An 18,166-nucleotide genomic window follows, 5' to 3' on the forward strand; every position below is an offset into this window, starting at 1 on the left:
GTATTTTCTTTAGACGACCTAGCGGTTCATTTAATCAAAAATGTACATTGAGATTTAGCTAAAAATGCTATTTTAGCTTTAAGGTTATAAAAATTCATCCCAATCCAATGCAAAAAAATATTTTTTCAACCCTAGGTAATGATATACCGGCAGGTTTGGTCGTTTTTCTGGTAGCACTCCCGCTGTGTCTTGGGATTGCTCTTGCTTCAGGTGCGCCACTTTTTTCAGGGATAATTGCAGGGGTCATCGGAGGGATTGTTATTGGTTCATTATCAGGTTCGCACACCTCAGTATCAGGTCCTGCCGCAGGATTGACGGTCATAGTTCTCAATGCCATTACCGAGCTTGGAACATTTGAAGTTTTCCTTTCGGCGGTGGTTTTGGCAGGAATTATACAGATTGGTTTTGGAATATTGAAAGCAGGGGTAATCGGATACTATTTTCCGACTTCGGTGATTAAGGGTATGCTTGCAGGCATAGGTATTATATTGATTATAAAACAGATACCCTATGCTTTTGGAGTCAATGAAACAAAAGATTTAGAAAAGTATATCCCTTTTGTAAATGACTGGGATACTGTCCTGAGTTTGGGAAATTTATCCAAAACATTTGATTTTGGGGCAATAATCATTTCAGCTGTATCCATTGGCATCCTGATATTTTGGGAACAATCATTCATCAAAAAACTTTCATTTACCAAATTGATTCCCGGTCCTTTGGTAGTGGTCTTATTGGGCATTGGTCTAAATAAATATTTTAAATTTTTTGTCCCCACTTTGTACTTAAGCAATGAAGATAAAGTGGTCCTTCCCGTTGTTGATTCCTTTGTTGGGTTCACCGATTTGTTCACATTTCCTGATTTCTCACAATTGGGCAACAGCGATGTTTGGCTTGCGGCAGTAACTATAGGGATCATAGCGAGTTTAGAAACATTGTTGAGCTTGGAAGCTGCTGACAAAATAGACCCGTTAAAAAGGATTTCTCCACCAAATAGAGAACTTTTGGCACAAGGCGTGGGAAATGTAATCAATGGATTTATAGGCGGACTACCTGTAACAGCTGTCATTGTCAGGAGTTCTGCGAACGTAACAGCAGGAAGCAAGACAAAAATATCGGCAGTATTTCATGGGATACTGCTATTTGCAAGTGTCATATTTATCCCCGGACTACTCAATCTGATCCCATTGGCTTGCCTGGCTGCGATATTGCTGATGGTAGGTTATAAGCTTACAAAAGTTTCCCTTTTCAGACATCAGGCCAAACTAGGTTGGGACCAATTTCTCCCTTTTATCATTACCATTTTGGGAATCGTTCTATTCGACCTACTGATAGGAATAGGATTGGGGATGGGAATAGCTATGGTATTTATCCTTTTAAGAAATTATCAAAATTCATATCTACTCGATGATAAAAAGGAAGAACTTGACGGCTCCATCAGAATAGTGCTTTCAGAAGAGGTGAGTTTCCTCAATAAAGGTGCATTGATCAAAGCCCTTGAAGAAATCCCTGAAGGAAAACATGTAATTATTGACGGATCAAAATCAAGGGTTATCGATTATGATGTTTTGGAGGTAATTGAAAATTTCAAAACCAATGCCGGTTCCCGAAAAATAGATGTGGATACCATCAAAATAAAATCAATCAAATCAAAGGGGTTACATTAAAGGGAGAAATATCTCTGCCATCATACACCTGACACTTCCACCGCCGATTTTTTCAATAGTAGGTATTTTTGGAATAATGATTTCTGAGTACCTCCTTATAGTATTGATCTGAACATCTCCAAGGGATTGAAAAGCTGAATCTGACATCACTGTAAATTTTTCTCCTTTATTGTTCTGGATTTCTAGCATATTCCCGGCAAATTGAAATTTCTGTTTAGCAGTAATCGGAATCATTTTCTTTCCTGTTTTTTCAAGATATTGCTGTACTTTCAATTTTTCAGAAGCAAGCGGAATGCTGTCAAGACATACCACAGATATTTCAGTGCCGATATGCATCATGACATTGGTATGATAAATAGGTGAAACTGCACCGTTGATTACCTGAGTTGAGTCAAAGTCAACAATTTCAAATCCCATTAATTTTCCAAAATATCCCAAGGGTATTTGATGAGTCCTTTGTGACCTGCAGGCATAAGCTACTTTATTTATTCTATCCAAAATCAAGCTTCCCGTACCTTCAAGAAATTGATTGTCCTGTTCAAAAAAAGTCAAATCCACTATTTCACTGATCCTAAATCCTTTCTTAATCAATATTTCTATGATATCCTTTCTCCGTTCCAATCTCCTCGTAGGTGAAAACATAGGATAAAGAACCAATCTGCCATCTTGGTGGGTACTAAACCAATTATTTGGGAAAACAGCATCAGTTTTTTTTGGCAAATCTGTATCCTCGACAACCAAAACATCAATCCCCTTTTCTTCAAGCAGCCCAACAAAAGCATCAAATTCCTTCCTAGCCAGAATATTTATTTCAGTTGAATTACGGTCATCTTTTTGTTGGTAAAAATTATTTTCCGCTGTTTCAGCATTAAACCCAAAATTGGCCGGCCTGACCATTAAGATGTGGGAAGTAGTTTGATTTGTCATAAAGGTATTTTTATTAAAACTACATTCGGTTGTATCGATACAAAACCGGTTCGATATTGAATCTTTTCTCACTGAGTGTAAAATAACTTTTTCCATTTGGATGGAATCCGATTGCCTCCCCCTGTGGCTCAGGTTTATAGGGTAAAATCAAAGGGTCACGGGACAGCGCCTGCTCAACTGTCTCATTTTCATTTCTTGTCCAATAATAAACGGTGAAGTAATTTTTGATCAAAATCTCACGGCCATCTACCGAAATATCCCCTGCAACAGACATGGTAAAGGGCAGCTCCATCAATTTCTCCAAAACAGCCTCTTTCTTTTCAAATGCATCTTGGGTAGTCTTATATAGGATATTCAAACTGTCTCTTTTTGAAAGAATATAGATATCTTTTGAAATGGGGTCTACCATTAAAGTCTCTGCATCTTTTGCGCCATCAGGGTAAGTCAGCTTCAAAATTTCAGGTGCCACTTCCATTCCTTCTAAAAATTGCTCTGGTTCAGGAAATCGATAAATGAATATATTCGTGTATCTCTCTTGGTTATCACCAATCTCCCCCACATAAACATAATTCAGCTTTGGGTCAGGACCCGGACCTACGGCTATATCTTCCCAATCTCTGTTCCAAACTCCTTTGAGTTTGAATACACCTAAACCCTTTCCTAATGAATCAATGACAAAAACCCTTCTTCCTCCCCCACTGTCGTTATGCGTGTAGATCAAACCATCATGAGTCCTTGAAAAGGCCATACCACTTGCTTCATCTATTTCTTTGTTTTCTAAAAGCCCAATGTTGATTTGGTTGGTAAATATATTTTGGACAGATTTTTTTTCAAGTTGGACCAAATCAGGTTGTGGAATATTCAACATCAGCATGGATGGGAAAAAATATAAAAACAATAGCAATTTCATGTAATGACTCATTTCTTCAGTCTTTCTTAATTGATGTTAACAAAGGTCAGGCTTTTTGGGGTACTGCAAAGTTAATTATTGTTATGTTTTAAATAAGTTTTGTAGGATAGTTTAACAAAATCCTTCTAATGCTTACCCTTTAACAAAACCTCTTGAATTTAATTCAACCAATCCTAAGGATTTTTCTTTTTATAATAATTCAGATCCGGAATGATGTCATTGGTTAATTCGCTAAGAGTGAAGTAACCACCTTGGTCATCAAAACAAATTGCCTCACCTTGTTCTTCTTTTTGGTAAGGAGCGATTAATGGTTTTGTAGCCAATAGATCAGAAAAAGACTGATCAGATGATCTTTTCCAATAAAAAATCAAATCGTAAGTTTTAATCAAAACCTCATTTCCATCTCCAGAGACTGATCCTGCAGTTGCTATTCTAAAAGGAAATGTACCTGTTAGTACCGCATTGTTCAATCCATCTGTCTTTTGGGGATACGGCAAGGTAAAAAGCAAGGAGTAAAGGTCTCTTTTAGTAACCATAAAAATATCTCCTGATTTTGGATCAACCAACAAAGCTTCCACATCATGGCTTTTATCAGGATATTCAAAAACTATTTTATCAAAAGCGGTTTCCAATTCAAGCGTTTGGTTTCTATGATTTTCTTCAAACTTAGGCTCTTCTATTCGATAAATGGTATAATCTTCATAGTCAAGGTTATTGTCGCCTGTATCTCCAATGTATAAATAGGTTTTTCCCGGTTCGGGGCCAATACTGATTTCGATATCCTCCCAATCCCTGTTCTTCGTACCTTTGATTGTATATTCCGCGACAGTTTTGCCAGTATTGGCATCGAGAAGATATATACTGTTATTGTTTCCTCTGTCTTGAAGAGTCCAAACAAATCCAAGGTTTTTTCTACTAAATGCCAATCCTGAAGCTTCTCTTAATCCAACTTTTCCCATTATTTCAGGTGTTGATTCAAAAATTTCAGCGGTTTCTAATTCACTTAATTTATAAACTGTTTTGAATGGAAAATTTCCATTTGTATCATTTTCAGGAGCTTCTTTATCATTGCATGAAAAAACAAGAATTGCCAATAGTGTTAAATAAAAATTGAATTTCATCGGGTTTTCAAGTAGAATTATAAATGCAAGGTATGAAATAAATTCCAGTGACTTTCTGTGGATTTTATTCTGATAATTAGGTATTTCCAAAAAAAATAGGCGAACATCAAAATGTTCGCCTATTCAAAATTAAAGTTATTTAGTATTATCCAGCTTTCTCTTTTTTATCAACTGTGATGGTCAATTCATCACCTTCACCGGAATAATCTGCCATAATAATATCCCCTTCAGAAAGCTCTCCTTTGAGTATTTCCTCAGCCAATGCATCTTCCAAATATCTTTGGATAGCTCTGTTCAGTGGTCTTGCTCCGTACTGTTGGTCATAACCTTTGTCAGCTAAGAAATCCTTTGCTTTCTCAGTCAACTGTATGGAATAACCCAAATCAGTGATTCTTTTGAAGAGTTTGCTTAAGCTGATATCAATGATTTTATGGATGTGCTCTTTATCAAGCGAATTGAATACTACCACATCGTCCAACCTATTTAAGAATTCAGGACTGAATGCCTTTTTCAATGCACTTTGGATAGTAGACTTCATCACATCATCCATACTCGTTGTTTTAGCTTTGGAAGCAAAACCAATGCCCGCACCAAAATCCTTCAAGTCTCTGACACCTATATTGGATGTCATGATAATGATGGTATTTCTGAAATCTACCCTTCTTCCCAAACCATCCGTCAGAATACCGTCATCCAACACTTGAAGAAGTATATTGAATACATCAGGGTGTGCTTTTTCGATTTCATCAAGTAGAACGACTGAATATGGCTTTCTTCTGACTTTTTCAGTAAGCTGTCCACCTTCCTCATATCCTACATATCCCGGAGGAGCTCCCACAAGTCGGGAAACGCTGAATTTCTCCATGTATTCGGACATGTCAATTCTAATCAGTGCGTCATCTTTATCGAAAAGATAGGTGGCCAACATCTTTGCCAGCTCTGTTTTTCCCACACCTGTCGGGCCAAGGAAAATGAATGAACCTATAGGCTTTTTAGGATCTTTCAATCCCACCCTAGTTCTTTGGATAGCTTTTGAAAGTTTTTTGATGGCATCTTCCTGACCGATTACTTTGGCTTGAAGTTCCTCGTTCATATTGAGAAGTTTCAAACCTTCGTTCTGTGCAATTCTCTTGGCAGGAATACCTGTCATCATAGCTATCACTTCAGCTACATTGTCCTCTTCAACGGTATACCTTTTAGTTTTGCTGTCTTCTTCCCACTTGACTTTGGCATTTTCGAGTTGCTCAAGGAGTTTTTTCTCTTTGTCTCTCAATTGCGCAGCCTCTTCGTATTTCTGACTTTTGACTACCCGATTTTTTTCGACCTTAATTTTCTCAACTTCTTCTTCAAGTCGGAGAATATCTTCCGGGACATGGATATTGTTGATGTGAACCCTCGCACCTGCTTCATCAAGAATATCGATGGCTTTGTCAGGAAGGAACCTGTCGGATATATACCTGTCAGAAAGCTTCACACAGGCTTCAATAGCTTCAGGAGTATAGATTACATTGTGGTGGTCCTCATATTTGTCCTTGATGTTATTGAGGATTTGGATCGTCTCCTCAGGTGTAGTAGCATCTACCATCACCATTTGGAACCTCCTGGCCAATGCGCCGTCTTTTTCGATATATTGTCTGTATTCGTCTAAGGTAGTAGCACCTATACATTGAATCTCTCCGCGAGCCAAAGCCGGTTTGAACATATTGGATGCATCCAATGAACCACTAGCGCCACCCGCACCCACAATGGTATGAAGCTCATCTATGAACAAGATCACATTGGGAGATTTCTCAAGCTCGTTCATAACGGCTTTCATTCTCTCTTCGAATTGACCTCTGTATTTTGTCCCTGCCACCAACGATGCCAAGTCCAAAGTAACTACGCGCTTATTGAACAATACGCGGGAGACTTTTTTCTGTACAATTCTCAAAGCAAGTCCCTCTGCAATGGCTGTCTTTCCAACGCCGGGTTCACCGATTAAGATTGGATTGTTTTTCTTTCTTCTTGAAAGAATCTGAGCCACTCTTTCTATTTCTTTTTCTCTGCCAATGATTGGATCTAGCTTGTCATCCTCAGCCATTTTGGTAAGGTCTCTTCCGAAATTATCCAATACAGGAGTTCTTGACTTTTCACCTGTGGTTTTGGATACTCCTGAGGCACCGCTTGATGATGAGCCAAACAGTTTTGATCCATCCTCATCCGGATCATCTGCTTCTGCTTTGGCTCGGGGTGCAGAATCTGTCTGGAATTCCAACATCTCTTTCACAGAGTCATAGTTGGTATCAAACTTATGAAGGATCTGGGTAGCAATATTGTCTTCATCCCTGAGAATAGACAATAACAAATGCTCAGTTCCGATAAGTTGGCTCTTAAATATTTTTGCTTCCAAATAGGTGATCTTCAAAACCTTTTCAGATTGCCTTGTCAACGGTATGTTGGCGAGGTTTTTTACATTATGCGTTGCGGTTCCCTTGACAGCCCTTTCAATTGAATTGCGAAGCTCATCAAGTGGTACACCCAACTTCTTCAATATGGAAACAGCCACTCCTTCCCCTTCTCGAATCATACCCAGCAAGAGGTGCTCTGTACCGATGTAATCATGTCCCAACCGCAATGCTTCTTCACGACTGAGAGAGATCACCTCTTTGACCCTGTTTGAAAATTTTGCTTCCATGTATTTCCTTTCTAAATTTTATTTTAAATCTGTAATAATGTTACCGAATTTGTTTTAAAAACACAATCTATTTGCAGAATGTTCAATGATTTTTTTTTGAATGCATGAGTACTTGTAAAGATTCCGGACCCATGCAAAACAACAAATCCAATATGCTGAGGTTTGGAACAAAGTCTAAGCCAAACATTTGAGGGTAATCGTAGGGTGTCATGATGTCTCTTTGGGTAAATTCTTCCTTTGTGCGTATTACCCATCTTAAATCGATCGATTCCTGCTCCAAATCATAATCCCCAACCAATTTCAAATTTGCTTTCACCCGTAACAGTTTCAGACAAACTGTCAGTAGGTCATGATTTAAGTCAAACAAAAACGTCAGGTTTTTTTCATAAATCTGATCAAAATACGGATAGAAATATTCAAAAAAGGGAGCCTTTCCGTAAGCACTTTGAATTCCCCTCAGATGGACATTTTTCCACTTTTGGTTATAATCTATTTTTACATCTTTATAAAACTGTTTTTTACTGCTTCCCATGACAGGAACAGATAGCACTTCTATTTTATTTGCCAATAAAATATTTGTCCTGTTTCTTAAAGTCTGTTTTTGAAATATCTCTGTTTGGTTTATCTGAATTTCTTCAAAACCCAAAGTAGCAACGAAATATTCGATGGGGGGCAAATAAAAAAGATCGGTAATTATTGCTTTTTCCTGATTCAAAAGATCCCGGATTTTAAGGTTTGATAGTTCATTGGGTAAATTTCAGGCATGTTTTCCAATCCTTTAGATGAATCCATGGATCACATGATATCCTCCACAGATCCCAAACCTTGCCGTACTATTTCTATTTCATCTCCGGTACAATCCAATATCGTCGAAGCCACATTATTTCCATATCCTCCATCAATGACCACGTCGACTAAATCCCTGAATTTTTCATAGATCAATTCCGGATCAGTGCTGTATTCTATCACATCATCTTCATCATGAATGGATGTAGTCAATATGGGAGATCCCAACTCCTTCACCAAAAGTCTTGGAATGGCATGATCAGGAACCCTGATGCCTACGGTTTTCTTGTTGCTGTTGAGGATTTTTGGAACAGAATTGTTGGCTTCCAAAATAAAGGTATAAGGTCCCGGCAATGCCTTTTTCATCATTTTAAAAACCGGTGTACTCAATGCTCGGGTATACTCAGCAATATTACTCAGGTCATAGCAGATAAATGAAAAATTATGCTTTTTCACCTTGATTCCTTTGATTTGGGCAATCCGCTCTACAGCCCGAAGGTTATGGATATTGCAACCCATCCCATAAACTGTATCTGTGGGATAAATGATCACCCCGCCATCAAGAAGAACGTTGACGATTTTCTGGATTTTCCGTGGGTCAGGATTTTCGGGATATAGCTTAATAAATTCGGCTGCCATGGCATCAAGGGAATTCAAAGGTTAGGTTCTTGGTTTTCATTAAACCAATCTATGAAGTCAATTACTATCGGAACATCTGCATCAGCCCAATCTAATTTTGTAAGATTTTTAGGTTCAACCCAAAGTATCTTGCGATGCTCTCTGATGACCAAATGTCCACTTATATAGCCACAAAGAAAAGGAATAAGTTCAATTTCCTTTCCTTCAACATATGAATGAAAATTACTTTTGAAAGCCTTTTTTACTGTAATTCGGAGATTCAACTCCTCCTTGATTTCCCTTATCAAACAAGCTTCAGGAGACTCCTCCGCCTCTATTTTACCGCCGGGAAATTCCCATTTCAGAGGCAAATCCATATTTTCAGCCCTTTGAGCAACGAGGATTTTACCCTTATCATGGATGATTGCACATGTCACTCGAATGGTTTTTGCCATAGGTATAAAGGAATTACCAGCCCTTGAACAAAAATCTCTATTTTTGCGGTTATACTGTAATTAGTATCAAAATTTATGTTCAAAGACAACAAAACAAAGTATTATCTCATCGCGGTGGTAACCTTTTCGGTACTTCTCACATCTTTGTCCTTTTATTTTTATCAGGCATTTTTCAGCCCCAATGCCCTTACCGACAAAGAAGATTCATACACCTTGAAAATCCCAAGTAATGCCACTTTTCAGATGGTTTCTGACAGCCTTTACCAAAATGAGGTAATCCATGATCTGATCACCTTCAGCTTTGTAGCAAAAGTCTTGGGTTATCAAGAAGCTGTAAAGCCTGGATTATACACCATCCCTGCCAAAATGAGTAACCTCAACCTGGTAAGGCTCCTAAGGTCCGGCAGACAGACGCCTGTAAAACTGACTTTCAACAATGTAAGAACAAAAGAAGATTTAGCAGAAAAAATCACCAAAAACCTTGAAATCAGCCCTGAAACGTTTCTTGCTTTGCTAAAAGATTCGGCTTACATCCGCAAATTTGGATTTGAGGAAGAAACTGTAATGGGAATGTTTATCCCAAATACCTATGAAATCTGGTGGAATACCAGTGCTGAAAATCTCTTTGACAGAATGTATAAGGAATATGGGAATTTTTGGACGGAAGCGAGGTTGCAAAAAGCCAAAAATTTGGGTTTGACCCAAAATGAGGTTTCGGCATTGGCATCAATCGTACAGGCAGAAACCCAAAAAGCAGATGAAAGACCCAAGGTAGCAGGCGTCTATATCAACAGACTTAGAATTAATATGGCGCTTCAGGCTGATCCCACGCTGGTATTTGCCGTAGGAGATTTCAATCTCAAAAGAGTATTGAATGTCCATAAAGAAATCGACAGCCCTTATAATACCTATAAGTATCCCGGATTACCACCCGGACCTATTAATCTGCCTGAGATATCAGCCCTCGAGGCAGTATTGAATTATGAAGATCATGCCTATTTGTATTTCTGCGCAAAAGAAGATTTTTCAGGTTATCATGCTTTTGCAAAAGATTACAATGAACACATGAACAATGCCCGAAGGTATCAGGCAGCATTGAATAGATCAAAAATATACTGAAATGTTCCGAGCAGAAACAAAAGTAAGGGTACGGTATGCAGAGACAGATCAAATGGGATATGTTTATTATGGAAACTACGCCATGTATTTTGAAGTAGCCAGGGTCGAAGCACTCCGGACAGCAGGCTTTTCATATAAGCAAATGGAAGATGATGGAATCATCATGCCTGTATTGGACCTCCATACCCAATTCCTCAAACCGGGAAAATATGATGAGCTTCTGACCATTAAAACCTGTATTCCGGAAATGCCCGGAATCAGAATAAAATTTGAATATGAAGTAGTAAATGAAAGTAATGAGGTAATTACCAAAGGCTGGACTACACTGACTTTTTTGAAAAAAGAAAGTCACAAACCCTGCAGACCATCCCAATATTTGTTAGATTTATTACGTCCATATTTCCAGTAATCCATTTTTAAGTGAAAAAGAGGATCCGCTTACTTTCAATCAGATTTACAAGAAAAGCTAAGTTTCTTAGAAAATTCCACCTTGGAAATCCTGACCAAAACCTGTACGATGTGGGCAGAATCTTCATGTTTCAGATGCGGAAGGATGAAATTACTGAAAGAGCCGGTGCCATGGCTTTTAGCTTTACAGTTGCGATGTTTCCGCTTTTGTTATTCCTTTTGAACATGATCCCCTATGTGGGGTTGTTTTTTCCCAATGTAACTACCCAAAACATCCTGCTTTTCATCGCAGAATTTATTCCATCGAGTGTCTATCAGGAAGCTGAAGCTACCATTATGGATATTGTCAGCAAGCCACGACAAAGTTTATTGTCCTTGGGTTTTTTTCTTGCATTATTCTTATCGACCAATGGCGTGGTTTCTATGATGAATGCCTTCAATGCAGTCTACAGGACCAAAGAAAACCGATCCTTCTGGGTGACTAGGCTGATAGCAGTAAGTATCGTTTTGGTTTTGGTTTTGGCGATATGCGGTGCAGTCTTGATTATGATTCTTGGGGGAAGTATTCTTTACCGGATTTCGGAATGGGACATGGTATCGAGCAATCTATATGTTTATATGTTGACATTTTTTAGATTCCTGGTTTTGCTTTCTGTATTTTTGATCGCTACGGCATTTATATTCAGGTTTGCACCGGCAGTGCATGACAAGTGGAAGTTCTTTTCTACAGGATCGCTTACAGGAGGTATTTTGATTACGTTTGGGTTTTACCTGTTTTCATTTTACCTGAATAATTTTGCCACATACAACAAACTCTATGGATCCATAGGAGCCATGATTGCGGTTATGCTTTGGCTTTTTATCACTTCCCTGATCATCTTGGTAAGCTTCGAAATAAATGTCAGTCTGGACAAAGCTGCCGGACGGCACCTTGTGACCAAATCATCTTCTGAAGAAAATTCATGATTTTTATCATGATTGAATGACATTTTCATCAAGTTTGGAGTCCTTCCGCCGTTCTAATTTTGCAACCGATTCAAAACCGATTTCTATGGAAACCAACAAAAGTATTTTTATTGCCACGACTCAGCCCTTTAGCGGAAAATCAATAGTAGCCCTTGGATTGGTGGATATGCTACTCGCCAAAGCACATAAAATCGGGTATTTCAAGCCCATTATCAACAACCCTCCCGAGGTAAAAAAAGACTCCCCTTTTGAAACTTTGATCCAACATTTCAAACTGCCTATCCAATATGAGAAATCATATGGCTATACCAAAGATCAGGCAAATCAGCTCATTGAATCGGGATTGCAGGGAGAAATAATAGACACCATTATAAGCAAATACAAGGTTCTAGAGGAAGAAAATGATTTTACCATCATAGAGGGAAGTGATTTTTTGGGAGAAGGGACGGCGTTTGAATTTGATGCCAATCTGGCAATCGCGAAAAATCTAGGTTCCCCGGTAATCATAGTCTTGTCAGGAGATGGCAAATCAGTTTCTCAAGCTGTCACTTCCGCTGTGGTGACAATCAATAATTTTCTTGACAGGAAAGTTAAAGTATTGGCTGTGGTCATCAACAAAGTGGAAGAAGGGGACAGAAAAGAAATCAAAAAGAGCCTTCAAAACCAGTTGAACAAAGAAATCATCTTGGCAGTAATTCCGAAAATCCAGGAATTGAAAAGCCCTTCAATGAAAGAAATCAAAGAACATCTCGGGGCAGAGGTCATGTTTGGCGAAAATTTTCTCTCCAATCCTGCGGACCATTTCATCTTTGGTGCCATGCAGATTTCAAACTTTCTAAAACATATCAAGAAAAACGTATTGATCGTAACGCCTGCAGATAGGGCTGATATCATTTTGGCTTCTTTGCAGGCCAATCATTCTAAAAACTTTCCGAGGATAGCAGGCATGGTACTTACAGGAGGTTTTGAAATTGCCGAATCAGTGATCAAACTGATCGATGGTTCGGATGTGAACCTTCCTGTGCTGACAGTCGATGATCCTTCATTCTATGCGGCGACCAAAGTAGCAGGTATTCATTCAAAGATAAGCCCTGATTGTCCTGACAAAATCTTGGGGGCAATCAATACTTTTAGAAAATACATCGATACTGAAGCCCTCGAAAAAGAAATGATCAATTTCGTCGGGATTGGAATGACGCCAAGGATGTTTCAGTTTCAGTTAGTCAAATGGGCAAAAAACAAGAAAAAACACATTGTACTGCCAGAAGGCAAAGACGATAGGATATTAAAAGCCGCAGATAGGCTTGTCAAGCAAAAAATCGTGAAAATTACCCTCCTTGGAGATGTGCAGGAGATCAATGCAAGTATCAGCAGGCTCGGGCTAAACCTCAACAAAGACAATTGTCAGATCATCAACCCGCAGGATTCTTCCTATTATGAGGATTACAGCAACACACTCTATGAGCTAAGGAAAGGCAAGAACATGCCTTTGGAAGTTGCCAAAGACCTGATGACTGACGGAGCTTATTTCGGCACAATGATGGTTCATAAAGGGCATGCAGACGGAATGGTCTCAGGAGCAATCCACACCACCGCACATACCATCAGGCCTGCACTCCAGTTTATCAAAACCAAGCCGGGCATCTCGTTGGTTTCTTCCGTATTCTTCATGTGCCTTCCTGACAGGGTTACAGTTTTTGGGGATTGTGCGATCAACATCAACCCAACCTCTGAGGAATTGGCAGAAATAGCCATTTCCTCTGCAGATACAAGTAAAAGATTTGGAATAGAACCACGAGTAGCCATGCTTTCCTATTCATCCGGAGCATCAGGCTCGGGGGAAGACGTAGAGAAAGTAAGGAAAGCCACCGAAATCGTCAAATCAAAAAGGCCTGATATCAAAGTTGAAGGACCTATCCAATATGATGCTGCTGTTGATCCTGTAACAGGCCGCCAAAAAATGCCAAATTCGGAAGTAGCAGGAAATGCTTCTGTGCTGATTTTCCCGGATCTAAACACAGGAAACAATACTTATAAGGCCGTCCAAAGAGAAACAGGAGCTGTAGCCATAGGCCCAATGCTTCAAGGTCTGAACAAACCTGTCAATGACCTCAGCCGTGGTTGTACTGTTGATGATGTGTTCAACACCGTTGTCATCACCGCAATACAGGCCCAAGAATAGTATTCCATTTGATTACTTTTGGTTTGGGAACCGGTTTTTATCGATTCTCAGACCTTTTTAATTATGTTTCCTAATGAATTCTCAACAATCTATTTACGAAGCCCTCGGTGAGGAAAAAATTAAATCTATTGTACATAATTTCTACAGGAATGTGGAGAATAGTGATGGATTGAGAAAGCTATATCCTGAGGATTTGGCACCTGCAGAAGAAAGACTATTTTTGTTTCTCATCCATGTTTTTGGCGGACCACATACTTATTTGGAGCAGCGGGGACATCCAATGTTACGAAAAAGACATTTCCAATGGCCTATTGACAGTGAAATGCGAAATTCTTGGCTTAACTGTATGCTATCAGCTTTGGATAAGGTAGAAATGGAAACAGAGATAAAAGAAGCAATGCAAGGATATTTTGTCAAAGTTGCTAACCATATGATCAATCAATAAGCTATGACAATACTGAAGAGGTTATATTCTATTTATGCTTTTTTGATTTTCATGCTTACTTTTCTATTCCTTTTCCCTCTTTTTCTGGTTTGTATCTGGGTTCCTAATTGGGAAAAATACGGTCGGAAAATCAATCAGTTTTGGGCAAATCTTTTTTTCTTCCTGATCTTGATGCCCATCAAAGTGGAAGGAAAGGAAAATATCAAACCCGGCCAACCTTATATTTTCGCAGCTAACCATTTTTCCTACCTGGATATTGCTATGATGGGTTTTATCCCGGGAGATGTGGTCTATGTCGGCAAAAGTTCGATCAGGAAAGTCCCTCTTTTTGGGTATTATTTTAAGAAACTACATATCGCTGTCAACAGATCTAGTATCAAAAGCCGAAGTGAGGTTTTAGTAAGGGCAAAAAATGCCATTTCAAAAGGAAGCAGTATTGTGATTTTTCCTGAAGGGGGAATCACCACAGGAATGCCTCCACATATGAATATGTTCAAAGATGGCGCATTTAGTCTCGCAATAGACAAACAAATACCATTGATTCCTGTCACTTTATCGTTTAATCATTTAATTTTGCCCGACGATGGAAAGCTCTTATTGAATTTCAAAAAAGGAAAAATCGTAATCCATCCTCCCATCCAAACAATTGGATTGACTGTCAAAGACCTTCCAAGCATAAAAAACAAAAGTTATTATACCATTCAGGACCAACTTTGGAAGGACAACAACCTCTTGGATTCTGAAAAAACAATAATTCAGACTTTATGAAAATTGATTTGAATACCGTAAAGAAAATCTCCCACCTTGCGAGACTTGAGTTTAACGAAGAGGGAGCAGAAAAAATCCAAAAAGACATGACTCAGATCCTTGATTGGGTCGAGCAACTCAATGAGGTCGATACAACCGGAATAGAGCCTATCACCACCATGTCTTCAGAAGTCAATGTCATGAGAGAAGATGTCGTTGGCGAGCACCTTTCGCATGAAGCAGGTTTGCTCAATGCCCCACAGCGGGATTCGGATTACTTCAGGGTTCCAAAGGTGCTTGAATAATGCCTGCAAAAAGCGACTTAAGAATCAGCACATTCATTTTGAAAGGCCTTCCGATATCACTAGCAGTGGCAGGAGGCCTTTTCCTATTGTACAGCAGCTTCATTTGGGACAGAGCAATCATGCCCGTCCTGCCGGGAATATTTTCCGAAACCATTTCTGTTCCGGTGAAATTGGTGCAGGTGGGAGGAGAATTGGTAAGGATTGAAATGGACAATTTCCTTTTGTTCCAAAACTTTGAATCCCTGCCCGCTTTGTCCTATCCTTCTCTCAGTATCCTTTTTGGAGGCTTGGTATGGATTCTGGTTGCCTTGGGGCTTGCGCTGATCAGCACCCTCAAAAAACTTTATTTTACCGCTGCATCAGCATTGGTGATTTTTTTACTTGCATTCAGCGGGATCAACGGATTGAATATCGGAGGTATTTCCAGTAACTATGCCTTGATTGGATTAATGGTTGGTATTTTGACACCATTGATAGGAATATCATTCTTTGCGCCCTCATGGGGGATTTTGAAAAGGTTCCTCCTAATCCTTTTTTCAGGATCTGTCACACTATTCCTTTTGACAGAAATTTCCGAAATACCTTCTCCATGGCTTTGGTTGGGTGAAAACAGTGTTTTCCCAGCGACAATGGTTTCGGTTATTTTCCTTCTGCATATTGGCCATGCATTTATCTCAGGGAGTTCAATTCTCCTGATCCAATTAAACAAGGGCACAGGAATCAAAATTACTTGGCATATCCTGTTTATCTTTCTTATCTATTTTTCTTTGGTCTTCTTTTCATTCCTTGACCTTACAGGAGAAGTGCAACTCCCCTTCCCTATTCTCCCACCTGCAGTTTTGATGCTTTTAGGAGGTTTGTTGGGTTATTATGTTTTAAGCTACAAAATTGACCAAACAGATCAATTCTATAACCATCCTGACATCGGAAAATCTTTTTTCTGGACCGGTTTTGCACTTTCGACAATGACTTGGGCTTGGGTAATTTTTAAAGAAAACCAATCCATGATTGAATTTTTTAACCATGTTTTCATCTATGGGCAGGTGGCCTTTAGCTTGCTGTTTTTTCTTTACTTAATGGCTAACTTTTCTGAAATACTCAACTCCGGTAAGGATATTGAGAAAATAATTTTCAAACCTCAGTTTTTCGCCTATTTCCACATGCGGATCGGAGCGATCATGGCTGTGGTTGTTTTGACAATATATGCAGATGGAATTATTGGGGTGCAGTTGGCATCCGGAAGTTCTAACATCAATGCAGAATATTATTACCAAACTGATCGTCCGCTTCAGGCTGCCATTCTTTATGAAAGTTCATGGACACAATACCGAAAAAACGACAAAGCCAAAAATACAGCTGCCCATCTGAGATTTTCCCTAAACCAAACCAACCTCGGAATGGAAAATCTTTACCAAGCATTTGACAATTCTCCTTCCATAATCAATACCTTATTGCTTTCCTCAAAACTTCATCAACAGGAAAAAATCTTTGATGCTGTTTTTTATTTGGAAAGGGCTTTGAATTACTTCCCTGACAACCCTTATCTGGTCAATAACCTTTCCCTCCTATATTCCAAACTCAACAAACCTGCCGAAGCAATATCCATGATGGATGCCGTTGCTGATAAAAATACGGTGCTTCAGTCCAATCTTCTTGCTTTAAAAGTCAAACATCATGCCGGGCAAGAAGAGGTTGAACCAATTCCGGAAGATCAGATTTTTAGAATCAATTACTTGGTTTTTGAAAATAAGAAAGGAAATTTTGCTCCTTTTGAATTGAGCACAGAAAACCTTTCTGAAAATTATTCCTTGAAAACAGCTATTCTCAGAAACCAATGGACCAATAAGGTTACCACGCCATTGTCATCAGACCTTAGCATCATTGATTCGCTTGTGGTCAAATCGCAGATAAGTGCTGAAGAGATGAATTTTCGCGAAACAAGAATTCTGAGGACACTTCAGGATAATTACATCAATGAAACATTGAAATACCTCAATGGGACTGCTATGGCACTTCCAAATGCTGCAGGATATTACCATTCCCTTTCAGCGAAAATTTTGTTTGGAGAATTGGATTTTGAAAAATCTGCTATTGATATTATGGTTGCTCAGGAAAGAGGTTTTCAAAACTTTCAACCCATTCATTTGGCTATTCTTTATTTTGGAGGAAAACCTGGAGAAGCGCTCTCAATCCACCAAAGATTAAATGTTAGGTTTCCGGATTGGATGATTTTGGATGAAAATGGAATTTTGGAAGAGAATGTAAAGACAGTATATTTTCAAAAATCAGCAAATCTTCACAGAATGATGCCTGAAGATTTCATGAAAAGCCTTGAAGAAATTCAAGATCCAAATCTACAATCAGAATTCGCTTTCAAAATCGCACTCCATAAAATGCATTGGTTAGATGTCAATGATTTTGGCAAAGTCAAAAAAATCATCCTTCAAAAACCGGGAGAGGTTTGGACTACAGAAGATCTGGACTCTTGGTATTCTTTTGTGACAAAAGAAGAAGCCACAAAACCTACCGAAAAAATCAACGCTTTGATCAAACCCGAACTCGATCTAGGGAGAAATGCCTATTGGGTGCCATTGGTTTTGAAAAAAGTCAATGCTGAACCTGATGACCTGAAAAAATATGAAATCCTTCAGGATGCTATACAGTTTTCCAAAGATCCAATGCTTTGGATTCAATATGTAAAGCAAAGCAGGAAACTGGGATTAGACAGCTATGCAAGCAATGCATTGATGGAAATGCAAGGATGGCTGACAATTTCTGAAATTGAAAAACTGCAATTCGAAAACTTATAGCACCTTTTGTCGTAATTTGAAAGTAAAGT

16 protein-coding genes are annotated in these 18,166 nt (G+C 38.9%); 9 read left to right on the forward strand and 7 right to left on the reverse strand.

The features are described 5' to 3' along the window. Nucleotides 1-107 precede the first annotated feature (107 nt). Complete coding sequence (locus tag NK987_RS02790; RefSeq protein WP_259262625.1) at nt 108-1,664, forward strand: SulP family inorganic anion transporter; 1,557 nt, start codon at nt 108-110, stop codon at nt 1,662-1,664. Here NK987_RS02790 and ctlX read toward each other — a convergent pair. From ctlX to NK987_RS02825, 7 genes are all read right to left on the reverse strand, one after another. Further along, entirely contained in the window at nt 1,656-2,591 is a 936-nt protein-coding gene (ctlX, locus tag NK987_RS02795) for a citrulline utilization hydrolase CtlX (RefSeq protein WP_259262626.1), read from the reverse strand. The genes NK987_RS02790 and ctlX overlap by 9 nt on opposite strands. Before the next feature lie 19 nt (nt 2,592-2,610). Beyond that, on the reverse strand, nt 2,611-3,501 hold the full coding sequence (locus tag NK987_RS02800) for a hypothetical protein (protein WP_259262627.1): 891 nt from the start codon (nt 3,499-3,501) through the stop codon (nt 2,611-2,613). 173 nt (nt 3,502-3,674) lie between these two features. Continuing rightward, nucleotides 3,675-4,622, reverse strand: a complete 948-nt coding sequence (locus NK987_RS02805) for a hypothetical protein (RefSeq protein WP_259262628.1) — start codon at nt 4,620-4,622, stop codon at nt 3,675-3,677. 145 nt (nt 4,623-4,767) lie between these two features. Then, a complete protein-coding gene (locus tag NK987_RS02810) occupies nt 4,768-7,296 on the reverse strand; it encodes an ATP-dependent Clp protease ATP-binding subunit (protein WP_258421890.1) in 2,529 nt (842 codons plus the stop codon). Between the two features lie 82 nt (nt 7,297-7,378). Next, the gene (locus NK987_RS02815) at nt 7,379-8,011 is read right to left on the reverse strand and encodes a WbqC family protein (RefSeq protein ID WP_259262629.1); all 633 of its coding nucleotides are present in this window, start codon (nt 8,009-8,011) and stop codon (nt 7,379-7,381) included. Nucleotides 8,012-8,091: 80 nt separating this feature from the next. Continuing rightward, nucleotides 8,092-8,721 (reverse strand): L-threonylcarbamoyladenylate synthase, encoded by a 630-nt coding sequence (locus NK987_RS02820; protein ID WP_259262912.1) that lies wholly within the window; start codon nt 8,719-8,721, stop codon nt 8,092-8,094. 14 nt (nt 8,722-8,735) lie between these two features. Next, nucleotides 8,736-9,155 (reverse strand): (deoxy)nucleoside triphosphate pyrophosphohydrolase, encoded by a 420-nt coding sequence (locus NK987_RS02825; RefSeq protein WP_259262630.1) that lies wholly within the window; start codon nt 9,153-9,155, stop codon nt 8,736-8,738. Nucleotides 9,156-9,230: 75 nt separating this feature from the next. Between NK987_RS02825 and mltG the strand changes: the two genes are divergently transcribed. The 8 genes from mltG (at nt 9,231) to NK987_RS02865 (ending at nt 18,137) form a co-directional block, all read left to right on the forward strand. Continuing rightward, a complete protein-coding gene (gene mltG, locus NK987_RS02830) occupies nt 9,231-10,274 on the forward strand; it encodes an endolytic transglycosylase MltG (RefSeq protein WP_259262631.1) in 1,044 nt (347 codons plus the stop codon). Between the two features lies 1 nt (nt 10,275). Further along, nucleotides 10,276-10,683: an acyl-CoA thioesterase gene (locus NK987_RS02835; RefSeq protein WP_259262632.1), complete on the forward strand. Its 408-nt coding sequence runs from the start codon at nt 10,276-10,278 to the stop codon at nt 10,681-10,683. Between the two features lie 11 nt (nt 10,684-10,694). Beyond that, a complete protein-coding gene (locus NK987_RS02840) occupies nt 10,695-11,648 on the forward strand; it encodes a YihY/virulence factor BrkB family protein (protein WP_259262633.1) in 954 nt (317 codons plus the stop codon). An 85-nt stretch (nt 11,649-11,733) separates the two neighbouring features. Continuing rightward, on the forward strand, nt 11,734-13,830 hold the full coding sequence (gene pta, locus NK987_RS02845; protein WP_259262634.1) for a phosphate acetyltransferase: 2,097 nt from the start codon (nt 11,734-11,736) through the stop codon (nt 13,828-13,830). A gap of 73 nt (nt 13,831-13,903) precedes the next feature. Next, a complete protein-coding gene (locus NK987_RS02850) occupies nt 13,904-14,275 on the forward strand; it encodes a globin domain-containing protein (protein WP_259262635.1) in 372 nt (123 codons plus the stop codon). A gap of 3 nt (nt 14,276-14,278) precedes the next feature. Continuing rightward, complete coding sequence (locus NK987_RS02855; protein ID WP_259262636.1) at nt 14,279-15,043, forward strand: lysophospholipid acyltransferase family protein; 765 nt, start codon at nt 14,279-14,281, stop codon at nt 15,041-15,043. Beyond that, nucleotides 15,040-15,327, forward strand: coding sequence for an Asp-tRNA(Asn)/Glu-tRNA(Gln) amidotransferase subunit GatC (gatC, locus tag NK987_RS02860; RefSeq protein WP_241142641.1), 288 nt, complete (start codon nt 15,040-15,042; stop codon nt 15,325-15,327). Before NK987_RS02855 ends, gatC begins: the two co-directional genes overlap by 4 nt. Then, the gene (locus NK987_RS02865) at nt 15,327-18,137 is read left to right on the forward strand and encodes a hypothetical protein (RefSeq protein WP_259262637.1); all 2,811 of its coding nucleotides are present in this window, start codon (nt 15,327-15,329) and stop codon (nt 18,135-18,137) included. The genes gatC and NK987_RS02865 overlap by 1 nt, the downstream gene beginning before the upstream one ends. The last annotated feature ends 29 nt before the right edge of the window (nt 18,138-18,166 follow it).

The sequence above is a fragment of the Aquiflexum gelatinilyticum genome (assembly GCF_024813435.1).
Lineage (GTDB): Bacteria > Bacteroidota > Bacteroidia > Cytophagales > Cyclobacteriaceae > Cognataquiflexum > Cognataquiflexum gelatinilyticum.

Bases quoted from the DNA above. Each gene is read 5' to 3' on its own strand.
- NK987_RS02865 (WP_259262637.1), top strand. From the start codon at position 15,327: ATGCCTGCAAAAAGCGACTTAAGAATCAGCACATTCATTTTGAAAGGC.
- NK987_RS02820 (WP_259262912.1), bottom strand. From the start codon at position 8,721: ATGGCAGCCGAATTTATTAAGCTATATCCCGAAAATCCTGACCCACGG.
- mltG (WP_259262631.1), top strand. From the start codon at position 9,231: ATGTTCAAAGACAACAAAACAAAGTATTATCTCATCGCGGTGGTAACC.
- NK987_RS02790 (WP_259262625.1), top strand. From the start codon at position 108: ATGCAAAAAAATATTTTTTCAACCCTAGGTAATGATATACCGGCAGGT.
- gatC (WP_241142641.1), top strand. From the start codon at position 15,040: ATGAAAATTGATTTGAATACCGTAAAGAAAATCTCCCACCTTGCGAGA.
- NK987_RS02835 (WP_259262632.1), top strand. From the start codon at position 10,276: ATGTTCCGAGCAGAAACAAAAGTAAGGGTACGGTATGCAGAGACAGAT.
- NK987_RS02800 (WP_259262627.1), bottom strand. From the start codon at position 3,501: ATGAAATTGCTATTGTTTTTATATTTTTTCCCATCCATGCTGATGTTG.
- NK987_RS02850 (WP_259262635.1), top strand. From the start codon at position 13,904: ATGAATTCTCAACAATCTATTTACGAAGCCCTCGGTGAGGAAAAAATT.
- NK987_RS02810 (WP_258421890.1), bottom strand. From the start codon at position 7,296: ATGGAAGCAAAATTTTCAAACAGGGTCAAAGAGGTGATCTCTCTCAGT.
- pta (WP_259262634.1), top strand. From the start codon at position 11,734: ATGGAAACCAACAAAAGTATTTTTATTGCCACGACTCAGCCCTTTAGC.
- ctlX (WP_259262626.1), bottom strand. From the start codon at position 2,591: ATGACAAATCAAACTACTTCCCACATCTTAATGGTCAGGCCGGCCAAT.
- NK987_RS02825 (WP_259262630.1), bottom strand. From the start codon at position 9,155: ATGGCAAAAACCATTCGAGTGACATGTGCAATCATCCATGATAAGGGT.
- NK987_RS02855 (WP_259262636.1), top strand. From the start codon at position 14,279: ATGACAATACTGAAGAGGTTATATTCTATTTATGCTTTTTTGATTTTC.
- NK987_RS02805 (WP_259262628.1), bottom strand. From the start codon at position 4,622: ATGAAATTCAATTTTTATTTAACACTATTGGCAATTCTTGTTTTTTCA.